At 61.2% G+C, this 19,244-nt stretch carries 16 protein-coding genes; 4 read left to right on the top strand and 12 right to left on the bottom strand.

Annotation, left to right across the window (positions count from 1 at the left end; translation table 11 throughout):
- Positions 1 to 47: 47 nt before the first annotated feature.
- A complete protein-coding gene (locus tag NIM86_RS05735) occupies positions 48 to 2,327 on the bottom strand; it encodes an NADP-dependent malic enzyme (protein WP_253379894.1) in 2,280 nt (759 codons plus the stop codon).
- A 135-nt stretch (positions 2,328 to 2,462) separates the two neighbouring features.
- Between NIM86_RS05735 and mutS the strand changes: the two genes are divergently transcribed.
- Positions 2,463 to 5,198 carry a DNA mismatch repair protein MutS gene (mutS, locus tag NIM86_RS05730; protein WP_371872837.1) on the top strand — a complete coding sequence of 912 codons (2,736 nt, stop codon included), beginning with the start codon at positions 2,463 to 2,465 and terminating at the stop codon, positions 5,196 to 5,198.
- On the opposite strand, the gene NIM86_RS05725 is transcribed toward mutS, so the two are convergent.
- The 11 genes from NIM86_RS05725 to rph form a co-directional block, all read right to left on the bottom strand.
- On the bottom strand, positions 5,195 to 6,148 hold the full coding sequence (locus NIM86_RS05725) for a GNAT family N-acetyltransferase (protein ID WP_253379892.1): 954 nt from the start codon (positions 6,146 to 6,148) through the stop codon (positions 5,195 to 5,197). The genes mutS and NIM86_RS05725 overlap by 4 nt on opposite strands.
- 98 nt (positions 6,149 to 6,246) lie before the next feature.
- Positions 6,247 to 8,487, bottom strand: a complete 2,241-nt coding sequence (locus NIM86_RS05720; RefSeq protein ID WP_253379890.1) for an ATP-binding protein — start codon at positions 8,485 to 8,487, stop codon at positions 6,247 to 6,249.
- Positions 8,488 to 8,580: 93 nt separating this feature from the next.
- Entirely contained in the window at positions 8,581 to 9,573 is a 993-nt protein-coding gene (locus tag NIM86_RS05715; RefSeq protein ID WP_253379888.1) for an MDR family oxidoreductase, read from the bottom strand.
- A 74-nt stretch (positions 9,574 to 9,647) separates the two neighbouring features.
- A complete protein-coding gene (gene lspA / locus NIM86_RS05710; RefSeq protein ID WP_253379886.1) occupies positions 9,648 to 10,178 on the bottom strand; it encodes a signal peptidase II in 531 nt (176 codons plus the stop codon).
- Complete coding sequence (locus tag NIM86_RS05705; RefSeq protein WP_253379884.1) at positions 10,175 to 11,032, bottom strand: RNA methyltransferase; 858 nt, start codon at positions 11,030 to 11,032, stop codon at positions 10,175 to 10,177. The genes lspA and NIM86_RS05705 overlap by 4 nt, the downstream gene beginning before the upstream one ends.
- Positions 11,029 to 12,099 (bottom strand): class I SAM-dependent rRNA methyltransferase, encoded by a 1,071-nt coding sequence (locus NIM86_RS05700; RefSeq protein ID WP_253379882.1) that lies wholly within the window; start codon positions 12,097 to 12,099, stop codon positions 11,029 to 11,031. Before NIM86_RS05700 ends, NIM86_RS05705 begins: the two co-directional genes overlap by 4 nt.
- A gap of 288 nt (positions 12,100 to 12,387) precedes the next feature.
- Entirely contained in the window at positions 12,388 to 12,771 is a 384-nt protein-coding gene (locus tag NIM86_RS05695; protein ID WP_253379880.1) for a YraN family protein, read from the bottom strand.
- Entirely contained in the window at positions 12,764 to 13,693 is a 930-nt protein-coding gene (gene rsmI / locus NIM86_RS05690; RefSeq protein ID WP_253379878.1) for a 16S rRNA (cytidine(1402)-2'-O)-methyltransferase, read from the bottom strand. The genes NIM86_RS05695 and rsmI overlap by 8 nt, the downstream gene beginning before the upstream one ends.
- Positions 13,694 to 13,733: 40 nt before the next feature.
- A complete protein-coding gene (gene hemW, locus NIM86_RS05685; RefSeq protein WP_253380745.1) occupies positions 13,734 to 14,930 on the bottom strand; it encodes a radical SAM family heme chaperone HemW in 1,197 nt (398 codons plus the stop codon).
- A 7-nt stretch (positions 14,931 to 14,937) separates the two neighbouring features.
- On the bottom strand, positions 14,938 to 15,615 hold the full coding sequence (gene rdgB / locus NIM86_RS05680; protein ID WP_253379876.1) for an RdgB/HAM1 family non-canonical purine NTP pyrophosphatase: 678 nt from the start codon (positions 15,613 to 15,615) through the stop codon (positions 14,938 to 14,940).
- Between the two features lie 6 nt (positions 15,616 to 15,621).
- Entirely contained in the window at positions 15,622 to 16,341 is a 720-nt protein-coding gene (gene rph / locus NIM86_RS05675; RefSeq protein WP_253379874.1) for a ribonuclease PH, read from the bottom strand.
- A 108-nt stretch (positions 16,342 to 16,449) separates the two neighbouring features.
- Between rph and hrcA the strand changes: the two genes are divergently transcribed.
- From hrcA to NIM86_RS05660, 3 genes are all read left to right on the top strand, one after another.
- Positions 16,450 to 17,541 carry a heat-inducible transcriptional repressor HrcA gene (gene hrcA, locus NIM86_RS05670; RefSeq protein WP_253379872.1) on the top strand — a complete coding sequence of 364 codons (1,092 nt, stop codon included), beginning with the start codon at positions 16,450 to 16,452 and terminating at the stop codon, positions 17,539 to 17,541.
- Between the two features lie 103 nt (positions 17,542 to 17,644).
- Entirely contained in the window at positions 17,645 to 18,310 is a 666-nt protein-coding gene (grpE, locus tag NIM86_RS05665; protein ID WP_253379870.1) for a nucleotide exchange factor GrpE, read from the top strand.
- 297 nt (positions 18,311 to 18,607) lie between these two features.
- Positions 18,608 to 19,192, top strand: coding sequence for an outer membrane protein (locus tag NIM86_RS05660; protein ID WP_253379868.1), 585 nt, complete (start codon positions 18,608 to 18,610; stop codon positions 19,190 to 19,192).
- Positions 19,193 to 19,244: the final 52 nt, after the last annotated feature.

Below are 19,244 nucleotides of genomic sequence, written 5' to 3'. Positions count from 1 at the left end.
GCTCAGAAATATCTCCTAACCGGTTTCGCCCTCCACTTCCAACATTCTCAGTCCGTCGCGTTATAGGCCGCGATGGCCGCCATATTGACGATGTCGGAATCCTTGGCGCCGAGCGAGACGACCTGCACGCTCTTTTCCAGCCCGACCAGCAGCGGGCCGATCAGCGTGCATCCGCCAAGCTCCTGGAGCATCTTGCTGGCTATCGAAGCGGAGTGGAAGGCCGGCATGACAAGCACATTGGCCGGCCGTGAAAGCCGCACGAAGGGATATTGCGCCATCAGATCGGCATTCAGCGCGACGTCCGCGGCCATCTCGCCATCAAACTCGAAATCGACGCCACGTCGTTCCAGAATTCTCACGGCTTCCTGCACCTTGTCGCTGCGTTCTCCCGGCGGCTGGCCGAAGGTCGAATAGGCCAGCATGGCCACATGCGGCTCATAGCCGAGGCGGCGGGCGACCCCAGCCGCTTCCTCGGCAATATCCGCCAGCGCTTCGGCATTGGGCATCTCATGAACTGCAGTGTCTGCGATCACGACAGTCCGGCCTCGGCAGAGTGCGATGGAAACGCCGATCATGCGGTGACCCGGCATGATGTCGATGACCCGCCGCACATCCTCCAGGACGGTCGAGTAGTTGCGCGTCACGCCGGAGACCATGCCGTCCGCATCGCCAAGCGCCACCATGGAAGCGGCGAAATGGTTGCGGTCATTATTGATCATCCGCAGCACGTCGCGCTGCAGATAGCCATTCCGTTGAAGACGCGAATAGAGGTGCTCGACATAAGCGTCCACCCGCTCGGACTTGCGGGCATTGACGATCTCGATCCCCGGCCGGTTCAGATCGATGCCGTTCTGCTTGGCCATCTCGTCGATACGGTCTTCGCGGCCCAGAAGAATGGCGGTGCCGAGCTTCTGGTTCACATAGGAAATGGCGGCGCGCATCACCTGTTCTTCTTCGCCCTCGGCAAAGACGATCCGCTTCGGCTGACGCCTCACCCGTTCATAGATGCGCTGCAGGGTCGAGGCGATCGGATCGCGCCGTCCGGCAAGGTTCTGTGCGTATTTCTCAAGATCGACGATCGGCTGCTGCGCCACCCCGCTATCCATCGCCGCCTTGGCGACAGCGAGCGGAATGGACGAGATGAGCCTCGGATCGAATGGCACCGGGATGATGTAGTTCCGCCCGAAGCGTGGGCGCGCGCCGCGATAAGCGGCGGCAACATCGTCCGGCACGTCTTCGCGGGCGAGTTCCGCAAGCGCATGAGCCGCCGCGACCTTCATATCCTCATTGATGGTGCTTGCCCGCACATCGAGCGCTCCACGGAAGATGTAGGGAAAGCCGAGGACATTGTTCACCTGGTTGGGATAGTCCGAACGACCGGTCGCCATCACCGCATCGTCTCGGATGCGTTTGACCTCTTCCGGTGTGATTTCCGGGTCGGGATTGGCCATGGCGAAGATGATCGGCTGTTCGGCCATGGAAGCGATCATCTTGTCGCTGAACGCGCCTTTGACAGAGAGGCCGAAGACCGCGTCTGCGCCATCCATCGCTTCTTCGAGCGTCCGCAAATCCGTCTCGGCGGCATGGGCGCTCTTCCACTGGTTCATGCCGTGATCGCGGCCCTTGTAGATCACGCCTTTCGTGTCGCACATAATCACATTGTCAGGCGTGAAACCCATGGCCTTCACCAATTCCACGCACGCGATGGCGGCCGCGCCCGCGCCGTTCACGACAAGGCGGGCATCTTCCATTTTGCGGCCTGTCAGATGAAGCGCGTTGATAAGGCCGGCGGCTGCGATGATGGCGGTGCCGTGCTGATCGTCGTGAAAAACCGGAATGTCCATCAATTCACGCAGCCGCTGCTCGATGATGAAGCAGTCCGGGGCCTTGATGTCTTCCAGATTGATGCCGCCGAAGGAGGGGCCGAGATGGCGTACGCAATTGATGAATTCATCGACGTCTTCGGTATCGACTTCCAGATCGATGGAATCGACATCGGCGAAGCGTTTGAACAGGACTGCCTTGCCTTCCATCACCGGTTTGGAGGCCAGCGCACCGAGATTGCCAAGTCCGAGAATGGCCGTGCCGTTTGAAATGACGGCCACCATATTTCCCCGCGATGTGTAATCGAATGCGCGGCCCGGCGTCTCGGCAATCGCCGTGACCGGAACGGCCACGCCTGGCGAATAAGCCAGCGATAGATCGCGTTGGGTCGCCATCGCCTTGATCGGCGAGATTTCCAGCTTGCCCGGTCGTGGCAGGGCGTGAAAGTCCAGAGCTTCCTGTTCGGTAATCGAGGGCCCGTCTTGTTGATTTTGGATCGCCATGTGTCCTCCCTATCATTGTTATCGTTTGGCTTGGCCGATCTCTGGACATGCAAATCCATGATCGGCATAGGTGTTGTGCGCCGGGGCGTCTCCCCCTTCATCGACGGCCGGACACAGAAGAGTGTTTAACCCCTTATGGCAGAACCGCAAGCGAGCATACCGTTCAATGAGCTTGTCTCGGCTGGCAGCCGGGCTCAAGCAACGCCGATGATCGAGCAGTTCATAGAGATCAAGGCGGCCAATTCAGATAGCCTGCTATTCTATCGAATGGGCGACTTCTACGAGCTGTTTTTCGGCGATGCCGAAGTGGCGGCCAGAACGCTTGGCATCACGCTCACCAAACGAGGGCAGCATCTCGGCCGCGATATTCCGATGGCGGGCGTGCCTGTTCATGCCGCCAATGATTATCTCCAGAAGCTGATCGCTGCCGGCCACCGCGTCGCGGTCTGCGAGCAGGTGGAAGATCCTGCCGAGGCGAAAAAGCGTGGCGGCAAGGCGCTGGTGCGGCGCGATGTAACACGGCTTGTCACGCCTGGCACGATCACCGAGGAGAATATCCTTGAGCCGGGAGAGCCGAACTGGCTTCTGGCGGTCGGTCGGGTGAAGGGCGAAGCCAAACCGGGCCTTGCGTGGATCGACATTTCCACGGGGGCATTTCGCGCCGCAACCAGCGGAGAGTCGCGGCTGCTTTCCGACATTTTGCGGATCGATCCGCGCGAAGTTCTGGTGCCGCAAAGCCTGTTCGAGGATCAGACCTTCCGGCCCGTTTGGGACGCGCTTGGCCGGCTCGTCAATCCACAGCCCATCGCTCTTTTTGACAGCAGCTCGGCGGTGGATCGGATCTGCCGGGCTTTGTCGGTTTCGACATTGGACGGGTTCGGACAATTCTCTCGCGCCGAATACAGCGCCATGGGCGGCGTGGTTGCTTGGGTTGAAAAAACGCAGCTCGGCGCAAGGGTGCCCTTGTCGCCGCCGCAGCGGGAGGAGGGCGCATCCACGCTCTTCATCGATGCAGCCACACGTGCCAGCCTCGAACTGACGCGCACCACGGCCGGCCATCGTGACGGCAGCCTTCTGAAGGTGATCGACCGCACCGTGACGGGTCCGGGCGCACGCCTTCTGGCCGAACGCCTTTCTGCACCTCTGACAGACCCGGGCTGGATCGTTCGCCGCCAGCGTTCTGTGACGTTTCTCAGGCAGGAAAGCGCTTTGCGCGATGGGCTCCGCACCATTCTGCGTGGCCTGCCGGACATGATGCGCGCCTTGTCGCGCCTTTCGCTCGGACGGGGCGGACCGCGCGATCTGGGCGCTATCCGCGCGGTGCTGGAGGCGGTCGTAGCCCTGATCGAGCGCCTTGGCGAGGCTGCTTTGCCAGAAGAACTGGAGGCGGCGGAAAAGGCCCTCAGCGCTCTGCCGCAGGATCTCGCAACTCTCTTGGGTGATGCCTTGGCCGAGGATTTGCCGCTTCTGGCGCGTGATGGCGGCTTCGTGGCTGAAGGGTTCGATGAGGAACTGGACGCGCAGCGCGCTCTTGCCTCCGATAGCCGCAGGGTCATCGCGGCCATGCAAGCCGAGCTGGCCAAAGAAACAGCGATCAAGACGCTGAAGATCCGGCACAACAATATGCTCGGCTACTACATCGAGGTGCCGTCGAGCCATGGCGTCAGGTTGACGGAGGGCGAAGCGAAGGCGCGCTTTATCCATCGCCAGACCATGGCGAACGCGATGCGGTTCACGACGACCGAACTGGCCGATCTGGAAAGCCGTATCGCCGACGCCGGCGGCAAGGCACTGGCGATAGAGACGACCGTTTTCGAACGGCTGACGGCTGCCGCGCTCGACAGGACCGATGCTCTGCGGGCCGGGGCGGACGCTCTTGCGGTTCTCGACGTCTCCGCCGGGCTGGCGCAATTGGCCGAATCCGAAAACTGGTGCGCGCCTAAAGTCGATGGAAGCCTGACCTTCGATGTGGAGTGCGGACGGCATCCCGTGGTGGAGGCTGCGCTTAGCGCGCAGCAGGGCGATGCCTTCATCGCCAATGATTGTTGCCTGTCGCCGCCAGGTGGCGCGAATGCCGGCGCGCTTTGGCTGTTGACCGGTCCGAACATGGGCGGCAAGAGCACGTTCCTGCGTCAGAACGCGCTGATCGCCATTCTGGCGCAAATGGGCAGCCACGTTCCGGCCTCGCAAGCGCATATCGGAATCGTCGATCGCCTGTTTTCGCGTGTGGGTGCGTCGGACGATCTGGCGCGTGGCCGGTCGACCTTCATGGTCGAAATGGTCGAGACGGCCGCCATCCTCAATCAGGCAGGCGAGCGCTCTTTGGTCATTCTCGACGAGATCGGTCGTGGCACTTCGACATTCGATGGGCTTTCCATCGCCTGGGCGACGGCGGAACATCTGCACGAGACCAATCGCTGCCGTGCGATCTTCGCGACCCATTTCCACGAGATGACGGCGCTGGCCGAAACGCTGCCTCGGCTGGCAAATGTGACGATGCGGGTCAAGGAAATGGAGGGAGAGGTGATCTTCCTCCATCAAGTTGGCAAGGGAGCGGCGGACCGCTCCTATGGCGTACAGGTTGCGCGGCTCGCAGGCCTGCCCAAAAGTGTTCTGGCGCGGGCCAAGACGGTGCTCGACAGGCTCGAAGCGGAAGGAACCTCAGGATCGGGCGCGGCGAAGCTGGTCGACGATCTGCCGCTCTTTTCCGCCGCGGCCCGCCATACCGAAAGCGATGGCCTGACAACCCCCGGAACAGATCCTCACCTGAATGCGCTGGCGGAAATGCTGGACGACATCGAGCCGGACGATCTGACGCCACGCGAAGCGCTCGAAACGCTTTACAGGCTGAAAAGCAGTCGCGGCGGTTAGGCCGCCAGCGCCTTCGCCGTTCCCATCGCTCTGGGCGTGAAATGGTTGAGATAGCGCCCGGCGATGCGCTCGACCGGTAAGATCGTCAGAACGTCCACCGTGCCGAAATCTTCGTCGATCACCGCTTCATGGCTGAATGTCGCGCCGATGCGAAGATAACCTTTGATGAGCGGCGGCAGCGCCCCGAGCGCTCGTTTGGTCAGGATCGCTTCGACCGGCATCATATCGGTCGGAACGCCTCGTCCGTCTTGGGCGGAACAGGCGAAAGCGCGGTCGGTTGGCGCGTGATGGGCGAGGAAGGACAGCGCTTCGGCATGGGCTGCCGGGACGGTGCCGGCAAAGGAGGCGCAACCGACCATCGTGTCGATCCGGTGGGTCAGGCAATAGGACCAGATGCCTTGCCATAGCAGGTCGATGATCCGTTTGCCGCGATAGGCCGGCAACACACACGAACGGCCAAGTTCAAGAAAACGGCGGTTCGGATGGCGCGCCATCAGGCTTCGAAGATCGAATTCGGCATCCGAATAAAAGCGGCCGGCGCGCTTCGCCGCTTCGGGAGATAGAAGGCGGTAGGTGCCGACGATCCGGTCATGGAGAGAGCCAGTCAGAGATTCATCCAGCACGATGAGGTGATCGCAGTAGCTATCGAAAATATCGTGATCGGTTGCTGGCGCGTTTCCGCTTACTGACAAACGCTGTCTGCCGAAAACTTTGCATCGCAATCTCTGCGCTGCCTCGATCTCCGCCGAGTTGGACGCGAGCCGAACGGCTAGTGCGCCGGACTGGCCGAGGATCGGTCGAGGCGCTGTTTTCTCCGTTTCGAAGACGGGCGCGCTGAGCGAAGTCCCACTCTGCATACCCCGTCGCCGAAGCGGCAGGCCTCTGAGCGGCAGTGAAACGATTGCGCGCGGATCGATGATCTTCCGTATCCGCGAAACGCCAACAGCCATGATCGTCCTCCACCGCTCCGTTTTGCGCTGACTAGTACGCCTACGCGACAAGTCTATGACAGTGGAGAGGTGAGGGTAAGAGGTGGATATCCGGGCGCCTATGCCGTCGCGCGCTCCACGAGGGCAACGAGATCGACCGGATTGATCGGTTTGTGAAGAACGCCGTTGGCGCCGCGCTGCATGGCGATATTGACGGTTTCTTCCTGTGTGTCGGCCGTCAGAACGTGGATCGGCGTCGCGGGATGGCCATTGGCCTCTTCGGACTGACGAATGAGGTCAAGCGCCTCCATCCCACCCATTTCAGGCATGTGAAGGTCGAGCAGCACGAGATCGAACCGCTCCCCATCGCGTATCGCGTCGACCGCGCCGCGACCGGTCCCGACGACCTCGGCAGTGTGTCCGCCCTTGGCAAGGGCAGAACGGACCAGAAGCGCGTTGACGGGGTTGTCTTCCGCCACCAGAACCCGGCGGCCGTTTTGTGCGGTCCGTGCCGATTTTGGCGCTTCGCTCAGCGGTTGCGCTGCTGGGATCGGGCTCGAAGCCTCGCTTTCGGCGCGACGATCGAGAGCTGTCCGTGCAATGCGCAGCAATGTGCGGCCGCGGACAGGGCGGGCGAGGTAATGGTCGAAGCCCGCGTTGCGCAAAACGGACAGCCGCCCCCGGTCTATCGCATCGATCAGCGTGACGGCCGCCGCACGGTTGGCCCCAAGCCATTCCGAAAGCCTGTCGCCATCACTGCTATCGTTGTGTCGGGAAGCCGCCATAATGAGAAGGCCACCGGCCGGCTCGAGCTTTTCCGCAGCCTCTTCGCGCGAGCGGGCGCAAATTACCTCGGCGCCTTCGTCTTCAAGCATTCGGCGCAGAATATCGCTTTCCACGGCATCGCTGAGCAGGACGATGCGCTCACCGGCGAACCTCTGCTGTTCCGTTTGCACTGGCGCGCTTTCGACCGGGATATCGATAATGAAAGTCGATCCCTTGCCGAGTTTGCTCTTTAGAGCGATGGACCCGCCCATTGCGGTAATGATGCGCTTGGAGATGGCAAGTCCCAGCCCGGCCCCGCCATGACGACGGGTCTCCGAATTGTCCGCCTGCTCGAACTCACCAAAAATTTTGGCCTGATCCGCCGGCTTGAGACCGGGACCGGTGTCCTGCACGGCGATTGTCAGGCGTCCGGTTTCATTCTCGGTTTGATCCATGCTGACATCGATCGTCACGCCGCCCTTCTCGGTGAATTTGACAGCATTGCCGACCAGATTGAGCAGAACCTGACGCAGCTTGCCGGCATCGGTGGGCACGATTTTCGGCACGTTCCGCGCGGTCCGTGCATTGATGATAATGCCCTTGTCGGCGTGGCGGCTGGCGAGCAGTTCGGCGACGCTTTCGGTCAATTCGCGAAGATCGGTCGGCGTTCTGTCGATGGTGAGCTTTCCGGCTTCGATCTTGGAGAAGTCCAGCAGATCCTCGATCAGAACCATAAGCGCGTCCGCCGAGCCGTCGATGGCATTGACATAGGTGCGCTGTTCGTCGGTCAGCGTCGTATCCGCCAAAAGTTTCGACATGCCCGAAATGCCATTCATGGGCGTACGGATTTCATGGCTGACGGTCGCGAGAAACCGGCCCTTGGCGCGGTTCGCCGCATCGGCTTTTTCGCGCGCATCGATCAGCGCCTGCTCGGCCTTGCGGTGAGCGGTAATGTCCCGGGCAATCGACTGATGGACGCCGGTTTTCTCATCTTTTTGATCGGTGAAGGCGAACCAGCGATATTCGCCATTGGTCACGAGCGTCAGTTCGGTCTGCCCGTTTGTGTCGATCGTACCGCCGAAACCGAGCTCACGCAGCGTACAGCCTTTCAAGGCATCGCAATGCGACAGGCCGAACAGCTCGGTGAATTTTCGGTTGGCCCAGACAATGGCGCCATCTTCGTCCCGCTGGATGCAGAGGTCGCCTGCGGCCTCAGAGAGCCGCAAAAAGGAAAGCTGACGAGCTTCGGCGTCTCGTGCGCGGGCCAGGAGGAACGCCCGGTTCAGCTTGAGACGTTTGGCAAGACCGGTATCGGTCATCCCGGCAAGGAAGAACAGGCAGGCGGCGAAGCCTAGAACCGCCGTTGCTATCCGGCCCGCATCGCCGAAGGTCAGCAGAGCGCCTGCAACGAACATGACAAGCGACAGCGCCAGGAAGCTTGCCTGCCTGATCCTCTCCGGCAGCGATGCAGCCCCGATCTCATTATCCGGTTTGACACTGTCGTCGGATAGTGGCGGTGGCGTCAGCGTTGCGCGCTGGGTCGCGACAGACGTTTCCTGGACGGGCGGAAGGGCAAGGGCTGTTTCGGTCGTCATGGCGTCGACACTAGCGCAGGACTTTTGCCGAACACTTCGCCCGATCGTTCGCATTTTAACGATCGGGCGTTTTTTGGTCTTTGACGTGCAGTTTTAGAAAGTCGCAACCACGCGGCCCTGAATGCCGCTATCTATGATCTGCCGCGCATAGGGGATCAGATCGTCGAAACCGATTTCCGTGGTGATCGCTTCAAGTCTATCCTTATCGAGATCGGTAGCGAGCCGCTGCCAGGCGCGTTCGCGCAATGGCTTTGGCGCCATCACCGAATCGATACCCTTCAATGTGATGCCGCGAAGAATGAATGGCATCACGGTTGTCGGCAGATCGAAACCCTGGGCAAGGCCGCAGCAGGTGACGGTTCCGCCGTGTTTCGTCTGCGCCAGGACGTTGGCGAGCGTATGGCTGCCAACGGCGTCTACAGCCGCCGCCCAGCGCTCCTTGCCGAGGGGGCGGCCTTTTTCGCTCAACTCATTGCGGTCGATGATCTCCGAAGCTCCGAGACTTTTCAGATAGTCGGCGCGCTTTTCCGGACTGCCGGTCGCGGCGATCACATTCCAGCCGAGCTTGGAGAGAAGCGACACTGCAACCGAACCGACGCCGCCCGTTGCGCCTGTCACAAGGACCGGCCCGTCATCGGGCGTACTGCCGGCATCTTCAAGCCCAAGCACCGACAGCATGGCCGTGTAGCCGGCGGTTCCAATCGCCATGGCATCCTTGACCGATAGACCCTCGGGCAGGGCAACCAGCCAGTCGCCCTTCACCCGGCTCTTTTCCGCATAGGCACCAAGATGCGTTTCGCCGGTGCCCCAGCCGTTCAGGATCACCTTGTCGCCCGGCTTCCAGTCCGGGTGTTCGCTCGTTTCCACCGTACCGGCAAAATCGATTCCCGGCACCATGGGGAAACGGCGAACGACCGGGCTCTTGCCCGTAATAGCAAGTCCATCCTTGTAATTGACGGTGGTGGCTTCGACACGGACCGTGACATCGCCGTCCATCAGGTCGTCTTCACCAATCCGGGTGACGTCCACTTTCTGGTCTTCGCCATCCTCTTTCGTAATCAGGATTGCCTTGAAATCGTCGGCCATGCGGTCGCTCCCTGGTCGGCTGCTTGTTTGTGGTGGCTTTATTTGCCGCAAGGCTGGCGTCAGTCAAATCAGCCTTATGGCTGAGGACGCGTCGACGCCCTCCAGATCAGCACTTCCTGTAGCACCGCCAGCGCCGCGCCGATCGTGATGAAACTGTCCGCCAGATTGAACACGGCGAAGGACCAGTTTTCGGTATGAAACAGAAAGTAGTCGACGACATAGCCGAGCGTGGCGCGGTCGATCAGATTGCCGATAGCCCCGGCGATAATCATCATATAGCCGAGGCGGGCAACGCCATGATCGCGCGGCGTTCTCCATAAAAGCCAGAGAACGAAAGCTGAGATTGCCAGCGACATAAGGGTCAGAGCGCCGGGTCCGAGGTCGGAAAGCATCGAAAAGGCGACGCCTGTGTTGTGCGTTCGAAAAAGCGCAAAAACCGGCAGAAGGTCGATCTGTTGGTGATATTCCATATAGGTCTCGACCCAGATCTTCACTGTCTGGTCGATGACGATAAGAGCGAAGATCAGAAAGACGGACCAGCCGAACGACTTTATATGGTCGCGCGAACCGTCTGGCGCAGGGGACTGTTCAGGCTGGTCGTTCATTCGGATTCCTTGAATGAAAGCGCGTGGCGGCGGGCTTCGAACAGCATCAGGCCGGTGGCGACCGCGAGATTGAGGCTGTCGGCGCGCCCGCTTTGCGGAATGCGCGCCAAAAGATCGCAGCTTTGCGCCAGATTGTCGGGCAATCCATGGCTTTCATTGCCCATCATGAGAAGGAGCGGGCCACTGCCAGCCCAATCGACGGTGCGGTAATCGACGGCGCCTTCCAGATGCGTGCCGATGAGCTTGCCCGGCCACGCTGTTCGGAATGCCAGAAACTCCTCTTCGCTCATTCGCGCGATCGGCACGGCGAAGAGCGAGCCCATGGTGGCGCGAACCGCTTCGATGGAAAACGGATCGACACAGTCGCCGACGAGGATGATGCCCTTCGCGCCCGCAGCGTCGGCAGTTCGCAGGATCGTGCCGAGATTGCCGGGGTCGCGCACGCGATCCAGCACGACACAGACGGTATCGGCGTCTCGCGGTAGCGTTTTCGGGTCGGCCCATCGCATGGCGAAGACCCCGACAACCATCTGAGGATTGTCGCGCCGCGTGATCGCGCCCAGCACCTTTTCGGATACTTCGAGAACGTCGCCGCCCCTTGCGATCACCTTGGCTGCCAGATCGGCAACGCCGGCATGGCCGCGCGCATTCTTGGCATAGATGAGCGTTTTAATAGTCCAGCCGAGATCGACCGCGTCGATGACCAGCTTTTGCCCCTCAGCCATGAAACTGTTGTTGGCTTCGCGATTGCGCTTGCGGTCCAGCCCGCGGATTGCCTTGATCGTCGGATTTGTGAGCGCCGTGATTTCTTTCACGCGGCCGGGACGTCCCGGACCTTTGGACGGATCGTTCATTCGTTTACCCAGCGTGAGAAAAGTGAGGTCGAGATCGCGCGTCCGCCGGTGTCCGAGCCGGTTTCGCGTATGATCAGTTCCCCGGACTCCACACGCCCGCCCATACCGGCCATGCGCTCGCGCATCAGGGCGTGGATGGCATAGAAGGAGGAGCGGATCGAATAGGCCGTCAGCACCACGGCGAGCGGATCGTCGGAGAGAATGGCCCGGCAGCCGGCGACCATCGCGGGCAGACCTTCGAACAACTGCCAGACCTCGCCTTTCGGGCCGCGTCCAAAGGCGGGCGGATCGAGCAGGATGATGTCGTAGCTGTTGCCGCGCCGGCCCTCCCGCTCGACAAATTTCATCGCGTCCTCGACGATCCACCTGATCGGCTTGTCGTCCAGCCCGGCCAGAAGCTGGTTCTCGCGTGCCCAGCCGACGGCCTTCTTGCTGGCGTCGACATGGGTGACTTCCGCCCCCGCGCGCGCAGCGACGAGCGAGGCAAGACCAGTGTAACCGAAAAGGTTCAACACCTTGACGGATCGCCCCGCGCTCTCGATCAGCCTGGCCAGATGCCGCCAATGCGTCGCCTGTTCGGGAAAGACGCCGACATGACGGAACGAGGTGAACCGGCCCAGAAAGTCGATGCCGTCATGTTTCATGGGCCAGGTTTCGCCGAGCGGCGCTTTCGGAAAATGCCAACGCCCCATGCCTTCTTCGTCGGTATCGCCGGTAAATATTGCATCCGCCGAGGCCCATTCGGCTTGCGATAGCGCCGGTCGCCAAAGCGCCTGGCCTTCCGGACGAACGATCCGGCAGGGGCCGTAGCGTTCCAGTTTCTGCCCGTCGCCCGAATCCAGCAGCGCGTAATCGGCATTGCCCGTCACTTCGAGGATAAGCGGCAGAGCCTCTTCCGGCAGATCGCCGGGTGGACGGGCCAACGGGGCGGGCGCAGACGAATCTGCTCTCGAGACCGCATTGTCCGTTTCTTGTTTGGGCTTCCGCACATGCGATGTCTTTGGCGCGCGCTGTTCCTGCGGGCGGCCCGATTTTCTCTTCCGCCGATTTCCATCTTTTGCCCTCATGCTAATGGGCCTCGGACCTGCGGCGATTATTGTTGTAAGAAAGGGATGTCATTGGGTGAGCTTGTGCCACAGGCGAAATATCGCCGCAACGCGCTTTCATTCAGCAAACAAAACAGGGGTATTTGGAGAACAATAGCGGCACCGGTTCGAACCATTTTCGGCGAGCTTCCATTAAAGATGGTATCTGGCTTATCGCTGGCTCTGAGATTTTGTGCATCAATATGGTCAACTTAATAGGATACGAAGTTTCTCTCCAACACTTTCCATATTAAATTACGAATATCTAAATCAACCATTCCATGCATTTTCGATATGGATGGGAAGGCGCCGCCCGACCACAGCAATAATGTCGAAGCGGATTGACAGATTAGCCGCGTCACGCCGTTTGGCGAGCCAAAGGTCGGCGGCGTTGGAAATCCGCTTCTGCGCCGCCGGCGTTACGGCCTCCATTGCGTCCTGGAGAGTAGGGCGCGCCTTGACCTCCACAATAGCGATGAGGTTGCGCCGTTTGGCGACGATGTCGATTTCACCGAGCCGGGTGCGGACATTTCGGCCGACGATCCTGTAGCCCTTTAGCCGCAGGAGCCACGCAGCGAGTGTTTCGCCCCGAGCGCCGCGCTTTAGAAAGCGCCGCTTGGCGACAATGCCGTGTCCGGCGCGTTTCCTAGCCATCACGATTCTTCATTTCAACGATCCGCCTGTAGAGATCGTTTTTCGCACGGCCGGTTCGGCGCGCCGCCTCGGCAGCCGCCTTGCCGGTGGGCAACGCCTCAGCAAGTTCTCGCAGCAACTCGTCCAGCGCTTCGCCCTCGATGGCGGCTTCAGGCAAGGGCGGACCGACACAGACCACGCATTCGCCCTTGGGCGCGCCTGCCTCCTCATAGTGGGCTGCCAGTTCGGCAAGTGTGCCTCGTCGAAATTCCTCGAACGCCTTGGTCAATTCGCGCCCGACGCAGGCCTTTCGTGTTTTGCCCAGCGCCTGCGACATCGCGGCGAGGCTTTCCGGCAGCCGGCGCGGCGATTCGTAAAAGACGAGGCTTCCGGGAATCTCTCTTAGTTCCACCAGCCGGTCGGCTCGCGCCTTGAGTTTTGGCGGAAGGAAGCCGGCGAAAAAGAATGCGTCGGTCGGCAGGCCCGAGGCGGTCAAGGCCGCCAGCGCTGCGGACGGGCCGGGTATGGGAACCACCGTGATTCCGGCCTGCACGGCTTCATCGACCAACCGGTAGCCGGGATCGGACAGAAGCGGCGTGCCCGCATCCGAGATCAGCGCGACGCTTTGGCCGTCGCCAATCGCCTCGATCAGTCTCGGCCCGGCGCTCGCCGCATTGTGCTCGTGATAGGCGACCAGTTTTCCGGTGATGCCATAGCGCTGCAATAGAACGCGGCTGGTGCGCGTGTCCTCGCAGGCGATGATGTCAGCTGCCGCCAGCACCTCCAACGCCCGGATGGTGATGTCGGAGAGGTTGCCGATGGGCGTCGCGACCAGATGCAGCGCGGCGGGCAGCGCCGGCGCGGCGAGCGATTGTCCGCCGATCAGATAGCGGCATCCACGTGATTTTTCGTGCAGCCCTTTGGAGGGCTCAATCTGGCTCATACCCGTTTGTCGCAAAGCCGCGTGAAGGACGCAATCGCCATCACGCCGCCAGATCCGCGACCACCGCGTCGAGAACGACCATGCCTGCGCGGGTGGCGCGAACGCGGCTATTGCCGAGCGGCTCGACGAACCCTTCATCGATCAAGAGCGATAGACGTTCGGGTGCGAGATCGCGCCCTGCGATGGCTTCATAGCGAGCCAGATCCAGCCCTTCGGTCAATCGCAGCCCCATCAGCAGCATCTCATCGGCCTGCTCATAATCCGTCAGTTGCTCGATTTCGGCCGTTCCAGCGCCGCTTTCTTCCACCATTTCCAGCCAGCGTTCGGGATGGCGCTCTGCCATCGTGACGCGGCGGCCATCCTCGAAACGGAACCGTCCATGCGCGCCGGGACCGACCCCGACATATTCGCCATAGCGCCAATAGGTGAGATTGTGCCGGCTTTCCGCGCCCGGCACGGCGTGGTTGGAGACCTCATAGGCGGGAAGGCCCCGCTCCGCTGTAATGTCCTGGGTGATGGCGTAGAGATCGGCCGCGAGCCCTTCCTCCGGAAGCCGGAATTTCTTCGCATCGTAAAGACGCTTGAAAGCGGTGCCGTCCTCTATGGTCAGCTGATAGAGCGAAAGATGGTCGGCGGCCAGATCGATAGCTGCGTTCAGTTCGGCCGCCCAGCCTTCCATGGTCTGGCCGGGCCGGGCGTAGATCAGGTCGAAGGAAAGGCGCGGAAAGGTCTGCCGCGCCAGTTCGATAGCCGCTCGCGCCTCGGCGACATCATGCAAACGGCCGAGAAAGCGCAGATCGGTATCGATCAGGCTCTGAACGCCGAGCGATAGCCTGTTGACGCCAGCCTCGCGGTAGCTTGCGAACCGGCCTGCCTCCGCACTTTGAGGGTTCGCCTCCATGGTGATTTCGATCCCCGCCGGCAGGCTGTAAACGCGGTTGGCTGCCTCAAGAATTGTGGCGACCGTCTCGACTTCCATCAGCGAAGGTGTGCCGCCGCCGATGAAAACGGATGTCACCTCGCGTGGGCCGGTCTCTTCGCGCATCGCGGCAAGTTCGCTCGCGAAGGCCTTGGCAAAGCGCGCCTGATCCGGTCGGTCGTGCCGAACGTGGCTGTTGAAATCGCAATAGGGGCATTTTGCCGCGCAGAACGGCCAGTGCAGGTAGATGCCGAAACCGGGCGCGCCGTCATCGCCATTGATCGGCGAGGGGGTATGCATGGCCGGTTCGGCAAACATTACCACTTTAGATGTCCGGCAGTTTGGCGGCGATAAAAGCGTGCAGCGCGCGGGCGCGATGCGAAAGGCCCAGATCGGCGCGACCGGCGTCGCCCTGGCGGACGGTGCCCTTTTTTTCCGCCTTATCCATCTCGCCGAAGGTGCGATCGTGCCCGGCTGGCTGAAAGACAGGATCGTAACCGAACCCGTTCTCGCCGCGCGGCGGCCAGACCAGCGTTCCATCGACCATGCCGGGGAAGAACTCCGTCCGCCCGTCCGGAGCAGCCAGACAGAGAAGGCAGACGAACTGGGCCTTTCGGTCACTCGGTTCGCGTGCGCCAGCCTCCTGAAGAGCCGTCTCGACTTTTTGCATCGCCATGGCGAAGTCGCGGCCCGACCCATCAGCCTTTTCCGCCCAATCGGCAGTGTAGACGCCGGGTGCGCCATCAAGCGCGGTGACGCAAAGGCCGCTATCGTCAGACAATGCGATCTGGCCCGTCGCTTTTGCTGCAGCCAGCGCTTTCAAAGCGCTGTTTTTCTCGAACGTGTCGCCGGTCTCTTCGGGTTCTGGCAAACCAGCCTCCGCTGCACCCCGGACGGTAATGTCGTAAGGCGCGAGGAGGTCGGTCATTTCTGCCAGCTTTCCCGCATTGTGCGTCGCGAGCACAAGCGTATCGCCTGGGGAAAGTGAAATCAGATCGGCCATTCGGGTTCAGCGCGCAAGCGCTTCCTTCTGCAGTTTCACCAGTTCCGCGATCGACTGGCGGGCAAGTCCGAACAATTCGCCGAACTGGTCTTCGGTGAACGGGTCGCCCTCGGCGGTGCCCTGGATTTCGACGATACCGCCCGACCCCGTCATTACGAAATTGGCGTCCGCCTGGGCGGAGGAATCCTCATCATAGTCCAGATCGGCAACGGCCGCGCCGTTATAAAGGCCGCAGGAAATAGCCGCTACATGATCGGTCGCAACATCGGACGCGCGCACCATGCCGCGCTCCTGCATCCAGAGCAGGCAGTCCATCATGGCGACAAACCCGCCGGTAATAGAAGCCGTGCGTGTGCCGCCATCGGCCTGGATGACGTCGCAATCGACGGTGATCTGGTTCTCGCCGAGCTTCTGGAGGTTGCAGATAGCCCGCAGCGAGCGGCCGATCAGGCGCTGGATTTCGAGCGTCCGTCCGCCCTGTTTGCCGGCAGATGCTTCTCGGCGCATGCGGTCGCCCGTGGCGCGCGGCAGCATGCCGTATTCCGCCGTGACCCATCCCTTGCCGCTATTGCGCATCCATGGCGGCACCCGCTCTTCCAGGCTCGCCGTGCATAAAACGTGTGTGTCGCCGAATTTGACGAGGCACGAGCCCTCTGCGTGTTTGGACACACCGCGTTCGAAGGAAACGGCTCGCATTTGGTCGGGCTGGCGGCGGGAAGGGCGCATGAATCGATCCTCTGGATTATCGTTGCGGTCTTCTAGCCATGTGGATCGGGCGACGAAAGGGCACGGTGCGGCTTTTTCCGGGCGCGCCTATCGCCTATATTCGACGCCATGGCGCCTCGACGACCCGTTCTGAACATCGCTGACGACGCCTCGGGCGGCGGACTGGACGGTCGTTCGCGCGAAATCTTCCGGCTGATCGTCGAATCCTATCTCGACACAGGCGAGCCGCTCGGCAGTCGCAATCTGGCGCGGATGCTTCCCAATGCGCTGTCGGCGGCAACGGTTCGCAATGTGATGAGCGATCTGGAATATCTCGGCCTCATTTATTCGCCGCACACCTCCGCCGGGCGGATGCCGACTGAGGGAGGACTGCGCTTTTTCGTCGACGCTTTCATGGAACTCGGCGGTCTGGGCGAGGACGACCGCAAGAACATTGATCGTCAGGTGCTCGATGCGGGCCGAAACGCGACGATGGATAGCATGCTGACGGAAGCCAGCCAGCTTCTTTCCGGTCTGACCCATGGTGCGGGCCTCGTCGTCGCCGGCAAGGCGGAAATCGCGCTCAAACACGTCGAGTTCGTCATGCTGGAGCCGGGCAAGGCTCTCGCGATTCTTGTTGCGGAGGGCGGCGAGGTTGAAAACCGGATCGTTGATCTTCCTGCCGGAGTGACGCCGAGCCAGCTCACCGAGGCCGCCAATTTCCTCAACCACAATGTCCGCGGCCGGACCCTCGCCGAAGCGCGCGAGGAGATGACGCTGCGGCTGGAGGAGATGCGTCAGGAAATCGACAGCCTTTCGGCCGATCTGGTGCGAAGGGGGCTCGCCGTCTGGGGCGAAGGCCAGGATAACGCCACGCGCCTGATCGTTCGGGGCCGGTCCAATCTTCTGGGCAATTTGCAGGATGAGCGCGACCTTTCGATCATGAGACATTTGTTCGACGATCTGGAACGCAAGGAAAATCTTGTCCAGCTTCTCGATCTGGCCGATGAGGGGTCGGGGGTCCGCATTTTCATCGGTTCGGAAAACCGGCTCTTCTCCCTTTCAGGGTCATCGCTGGTCGTCGCGCCCTACCGCGACGGGGCCAACCGTGTTGTCGGCGCGTTGGGCGTGATCGGTCCGACGCGTCTCAACTATCGGCAGGTTGTTCCCGTGGTGGACTACACCGCGCAGGTAATCAGCAAGATGCTGTCGCGAGGCTAGGCAATTGCGCGTTAAGGGGGTTGATTTGCGCGTTCCGTGTCTCGATATCGGGCACAGCGGAACAGACGGTTGAACAAGCCGCCAGAGAATGGAACGAGGATCGATGAGCCCCGAAGACAATCCTAGCGAAGCCATGGACGAAGCGAACGGCCAGAATGCTGAGTCGACTGGCGAGTACGCTGCCGATCAGGCCGAACAGGCAAATGCCGCTTTGATGGAACTGGGCAAGGAAGTGGAAGAGCTGCGCGACAAGCTGTTGCGTACCGCGGCTGAAGCAGAGAACGTGCGTCGCCGCTCGCAGCGTGACGTTGCGGACGCGAAAAGCTTTTCCATCGCCAATTTCGCCCGCGACATGCTGGGCGTGGCCGACAATCTGACCCGCGCTCTTGAAGCGATCCCGGAGGATGCCCGTAACAATGGCGATGCCGGTTTCGCTGCATTGATCGAAGGCGTGGAGCTTACCCAAAAGTCCATGCACGGCGCGCTGCAGCGTCATGGCGTAGTCAAACTGGAGCCCGAGGGCGAGCGCTTCGATCCGAACTTCCACCAGGCGATGTTCGAAGTCCCCAATCCTGATATGCCTAACAATACTGTGGTGCAGGTTGTGCAGGCCGGATACCGCATTGGCGAGCGCGTTTTGCGGCCTGCCATGGTTGGTGTCTCAAAGGGTGGGCCGAAAGCTGCGCCTGCAGCCGATGCATCGTCGGTTGACCATGGCGACAAGGCAGAGCCGGGGCCGCCCGACGAAATGGCGACCCGCGACGCCTGAAAGTTAAGACAATATTGACCATAAGAAGCGGCCTTTCGGGGCCGCTTTTTTTGTGCTTTCCGTTCGTTTTTTGACAAAGAATATTGATGGTGAACAAAGGTTTAATGGTACAAACCATTTAAAACTTTAGGTTTTTTAGCGTTTAATGATATTTTTTGGAGTGCCGGCGGTCGTCACCGCCTCCATGACGACCGAATTGGCTGGAACGCTTTCTTACAGTGGCCCATTATTCGGTCACGCCGTGACGATTATCCGTCGCGTTTGAGTAAGCGTAAAAACGAGTAACGAGGTCCCCAAATGAAAATTCTTCTCGCAACCACCGCGATCGCCCTGATGGCGACGCCCGCCATGGCCGCCGACGTGATCGACTATTCCGCGCCGACCCCCGCTCCCTCCTATGACGTCGCCCCCGAGCGGTTCGGCTGGGATGGCGGTTATGCCGGTGCGCAGCTCGGCTACGGTTTCGCCGAAGCCGATCCGGGCGATGACCCGAGCGGTATCGTCGGCGGTCTCCATGCCGGCTATCTGATGCAGTACGGTTCCTTCGTCGTCGGCCCGGAAATCGATGTCGATGCAAGCGGCATCGACGGTGAAGATCTTGAGATCGACGCCATCGCACGCGCCAAGCTGAAGGCCGGTGTGGCGATCGACCGTTTCCTCGTCAGCGGCACTGTGGGCTATGCCTATGCCTGGGGTGAGAGCGACACCGATGGCGACGTGAGCGATGGTGCCCTCGAAGTCGGCGCTGGGCTGGACTTTGCGGCTACCGACAACATCGTCGTCGGCTCCGACTACATGTACCACAATTTCGGCGAGTTCGACGATACCAACTCCGACCTGGACCTGCACACAGTGCGCGCCCGCGTCTCGTATAAGTTCTAAGTCGGTACGAGCCGATCCGCAGTTTAGCTGGGGAGCGAAGGGGCCGGACGGA

Origin of the sequence: Notoacmeibacter sp. MSK16QG-6 (assembly GCF_024158145.1) — a bacterium.
Lineage (GTDB): Bacteria > Pseudomonadota > Alphaproteobacteria > Rhizobiales > Rhizobiaceae > Notoacmeibacter.
Note: the sequence above shows the minus strand (reverse complement) of the source record. Positions and strands in the feature narration are given on the sequence as shown.

Coding starts and splice junctions, on each gene's coding strand:
- NIM86_RS05735 (WP_253379894.1), bottom strand. CDS start 2,327: ATGGCGATCCAAAATCAACAAGACGGGCCCTCGATTACCGAACAGGAA.
- mutS (WP_371872837.1), top strand. CDS start 2,463: ATGGCAGAACCGCAAGCGAGCATACCGTTCAATGAGCTTGTCTCGGCT.
- NIM86_RS05725 (WP_253379892.1), bottom strand. CDS start 6,148: ATGGCTGTTGGCGTTTCGCGGATACGGAAGATCATCGATCCGCGCGCA.
- NIM86_RS05720 (WP_253379890.1), bottom strand. CDS start 8,487: ATGACGACCGAAACAGCCCTTGCCCTTCCGCCCGTCCAGGAAACGTCT.
- NIM86_RS05715 (WP_253379888.1), bottom strand. CDS start 9,573: ATGGCCGACGATTTCAAGGCAATCCTGATTACGAAAGAGGATGGCGAA.
- lspA (WP_253379886.1), bottom strand. CDS start 10,178: ATGAACGACCAGCCTGAACAGTCCCCTGCGCCAGACGGTTCGCGCGAC.
- NIM86_RS05705 (WP_253379884.1), bottom strand. CDS start 11,032: ATGAACGATCCGTCCAAAGGTCCGGGACGTCCCGGCCGCGTGAAAGAA.
- NIM86_RS05700 (WP_253379882.1), bottom strand. CDS start 12,099: ATGAGGGCAAAAGATGGAAATCGGCGGAAGAGAAAATCGGGCCGCCCG.
- NIM86_RS05695 (WP_253379880.1), bottom strand. CDS start 12,771: ATGGCTAGGAAACGCGCCGGACACGGCATTGTCGCCAAGCGGCGCTTT.
- rsmI (WP_253379878.1), bottom strand. CDS start 13,693: ATGAGCCAGATTGAGCCCTCCAAAGGGCTGCACGAAAAATCACGTGGA.
- hemW (WP_253380745.1), bottom strand. CDS start 14,930: ATGTTTGCCGAACCGGCCATGCATACCCCCTCGCCGATCAATGGCGAT.
- rdgB (WP_253379876.1), bottom strand. CDS start 15,615: ATGGCCGATCTGATTTCACTTTCCCCAGGCGATACGCTTGTGCTCGCG.
- rph (WP_253379874.1), bottom strand. CDS start 16,341: ATGCGCCCTTCCCGCCGCCAGCCCGACCAAATGCGAGCCGTTTCCTTC.
- hrcA (WP_253379872.1), top strand. CDS start 16,450: ATGGCGCCTCGACGACCCGTTCTGAACATCGCTGACGACGCCTCGGGC.
- grpE (WP_253379870.1), top strand. CDS start 17,645: ATGAGCCCCGAAGACAATCCTAGCGAAGCCATGGACGAAGCGAACGGC.
- NIM86_RS05660 (WP_253379868.1), top strand. CDS start 18,608: ATGAAAATTCTTCTCGCAACCACCGCGATCGCCCTGATGGCGACGCCC.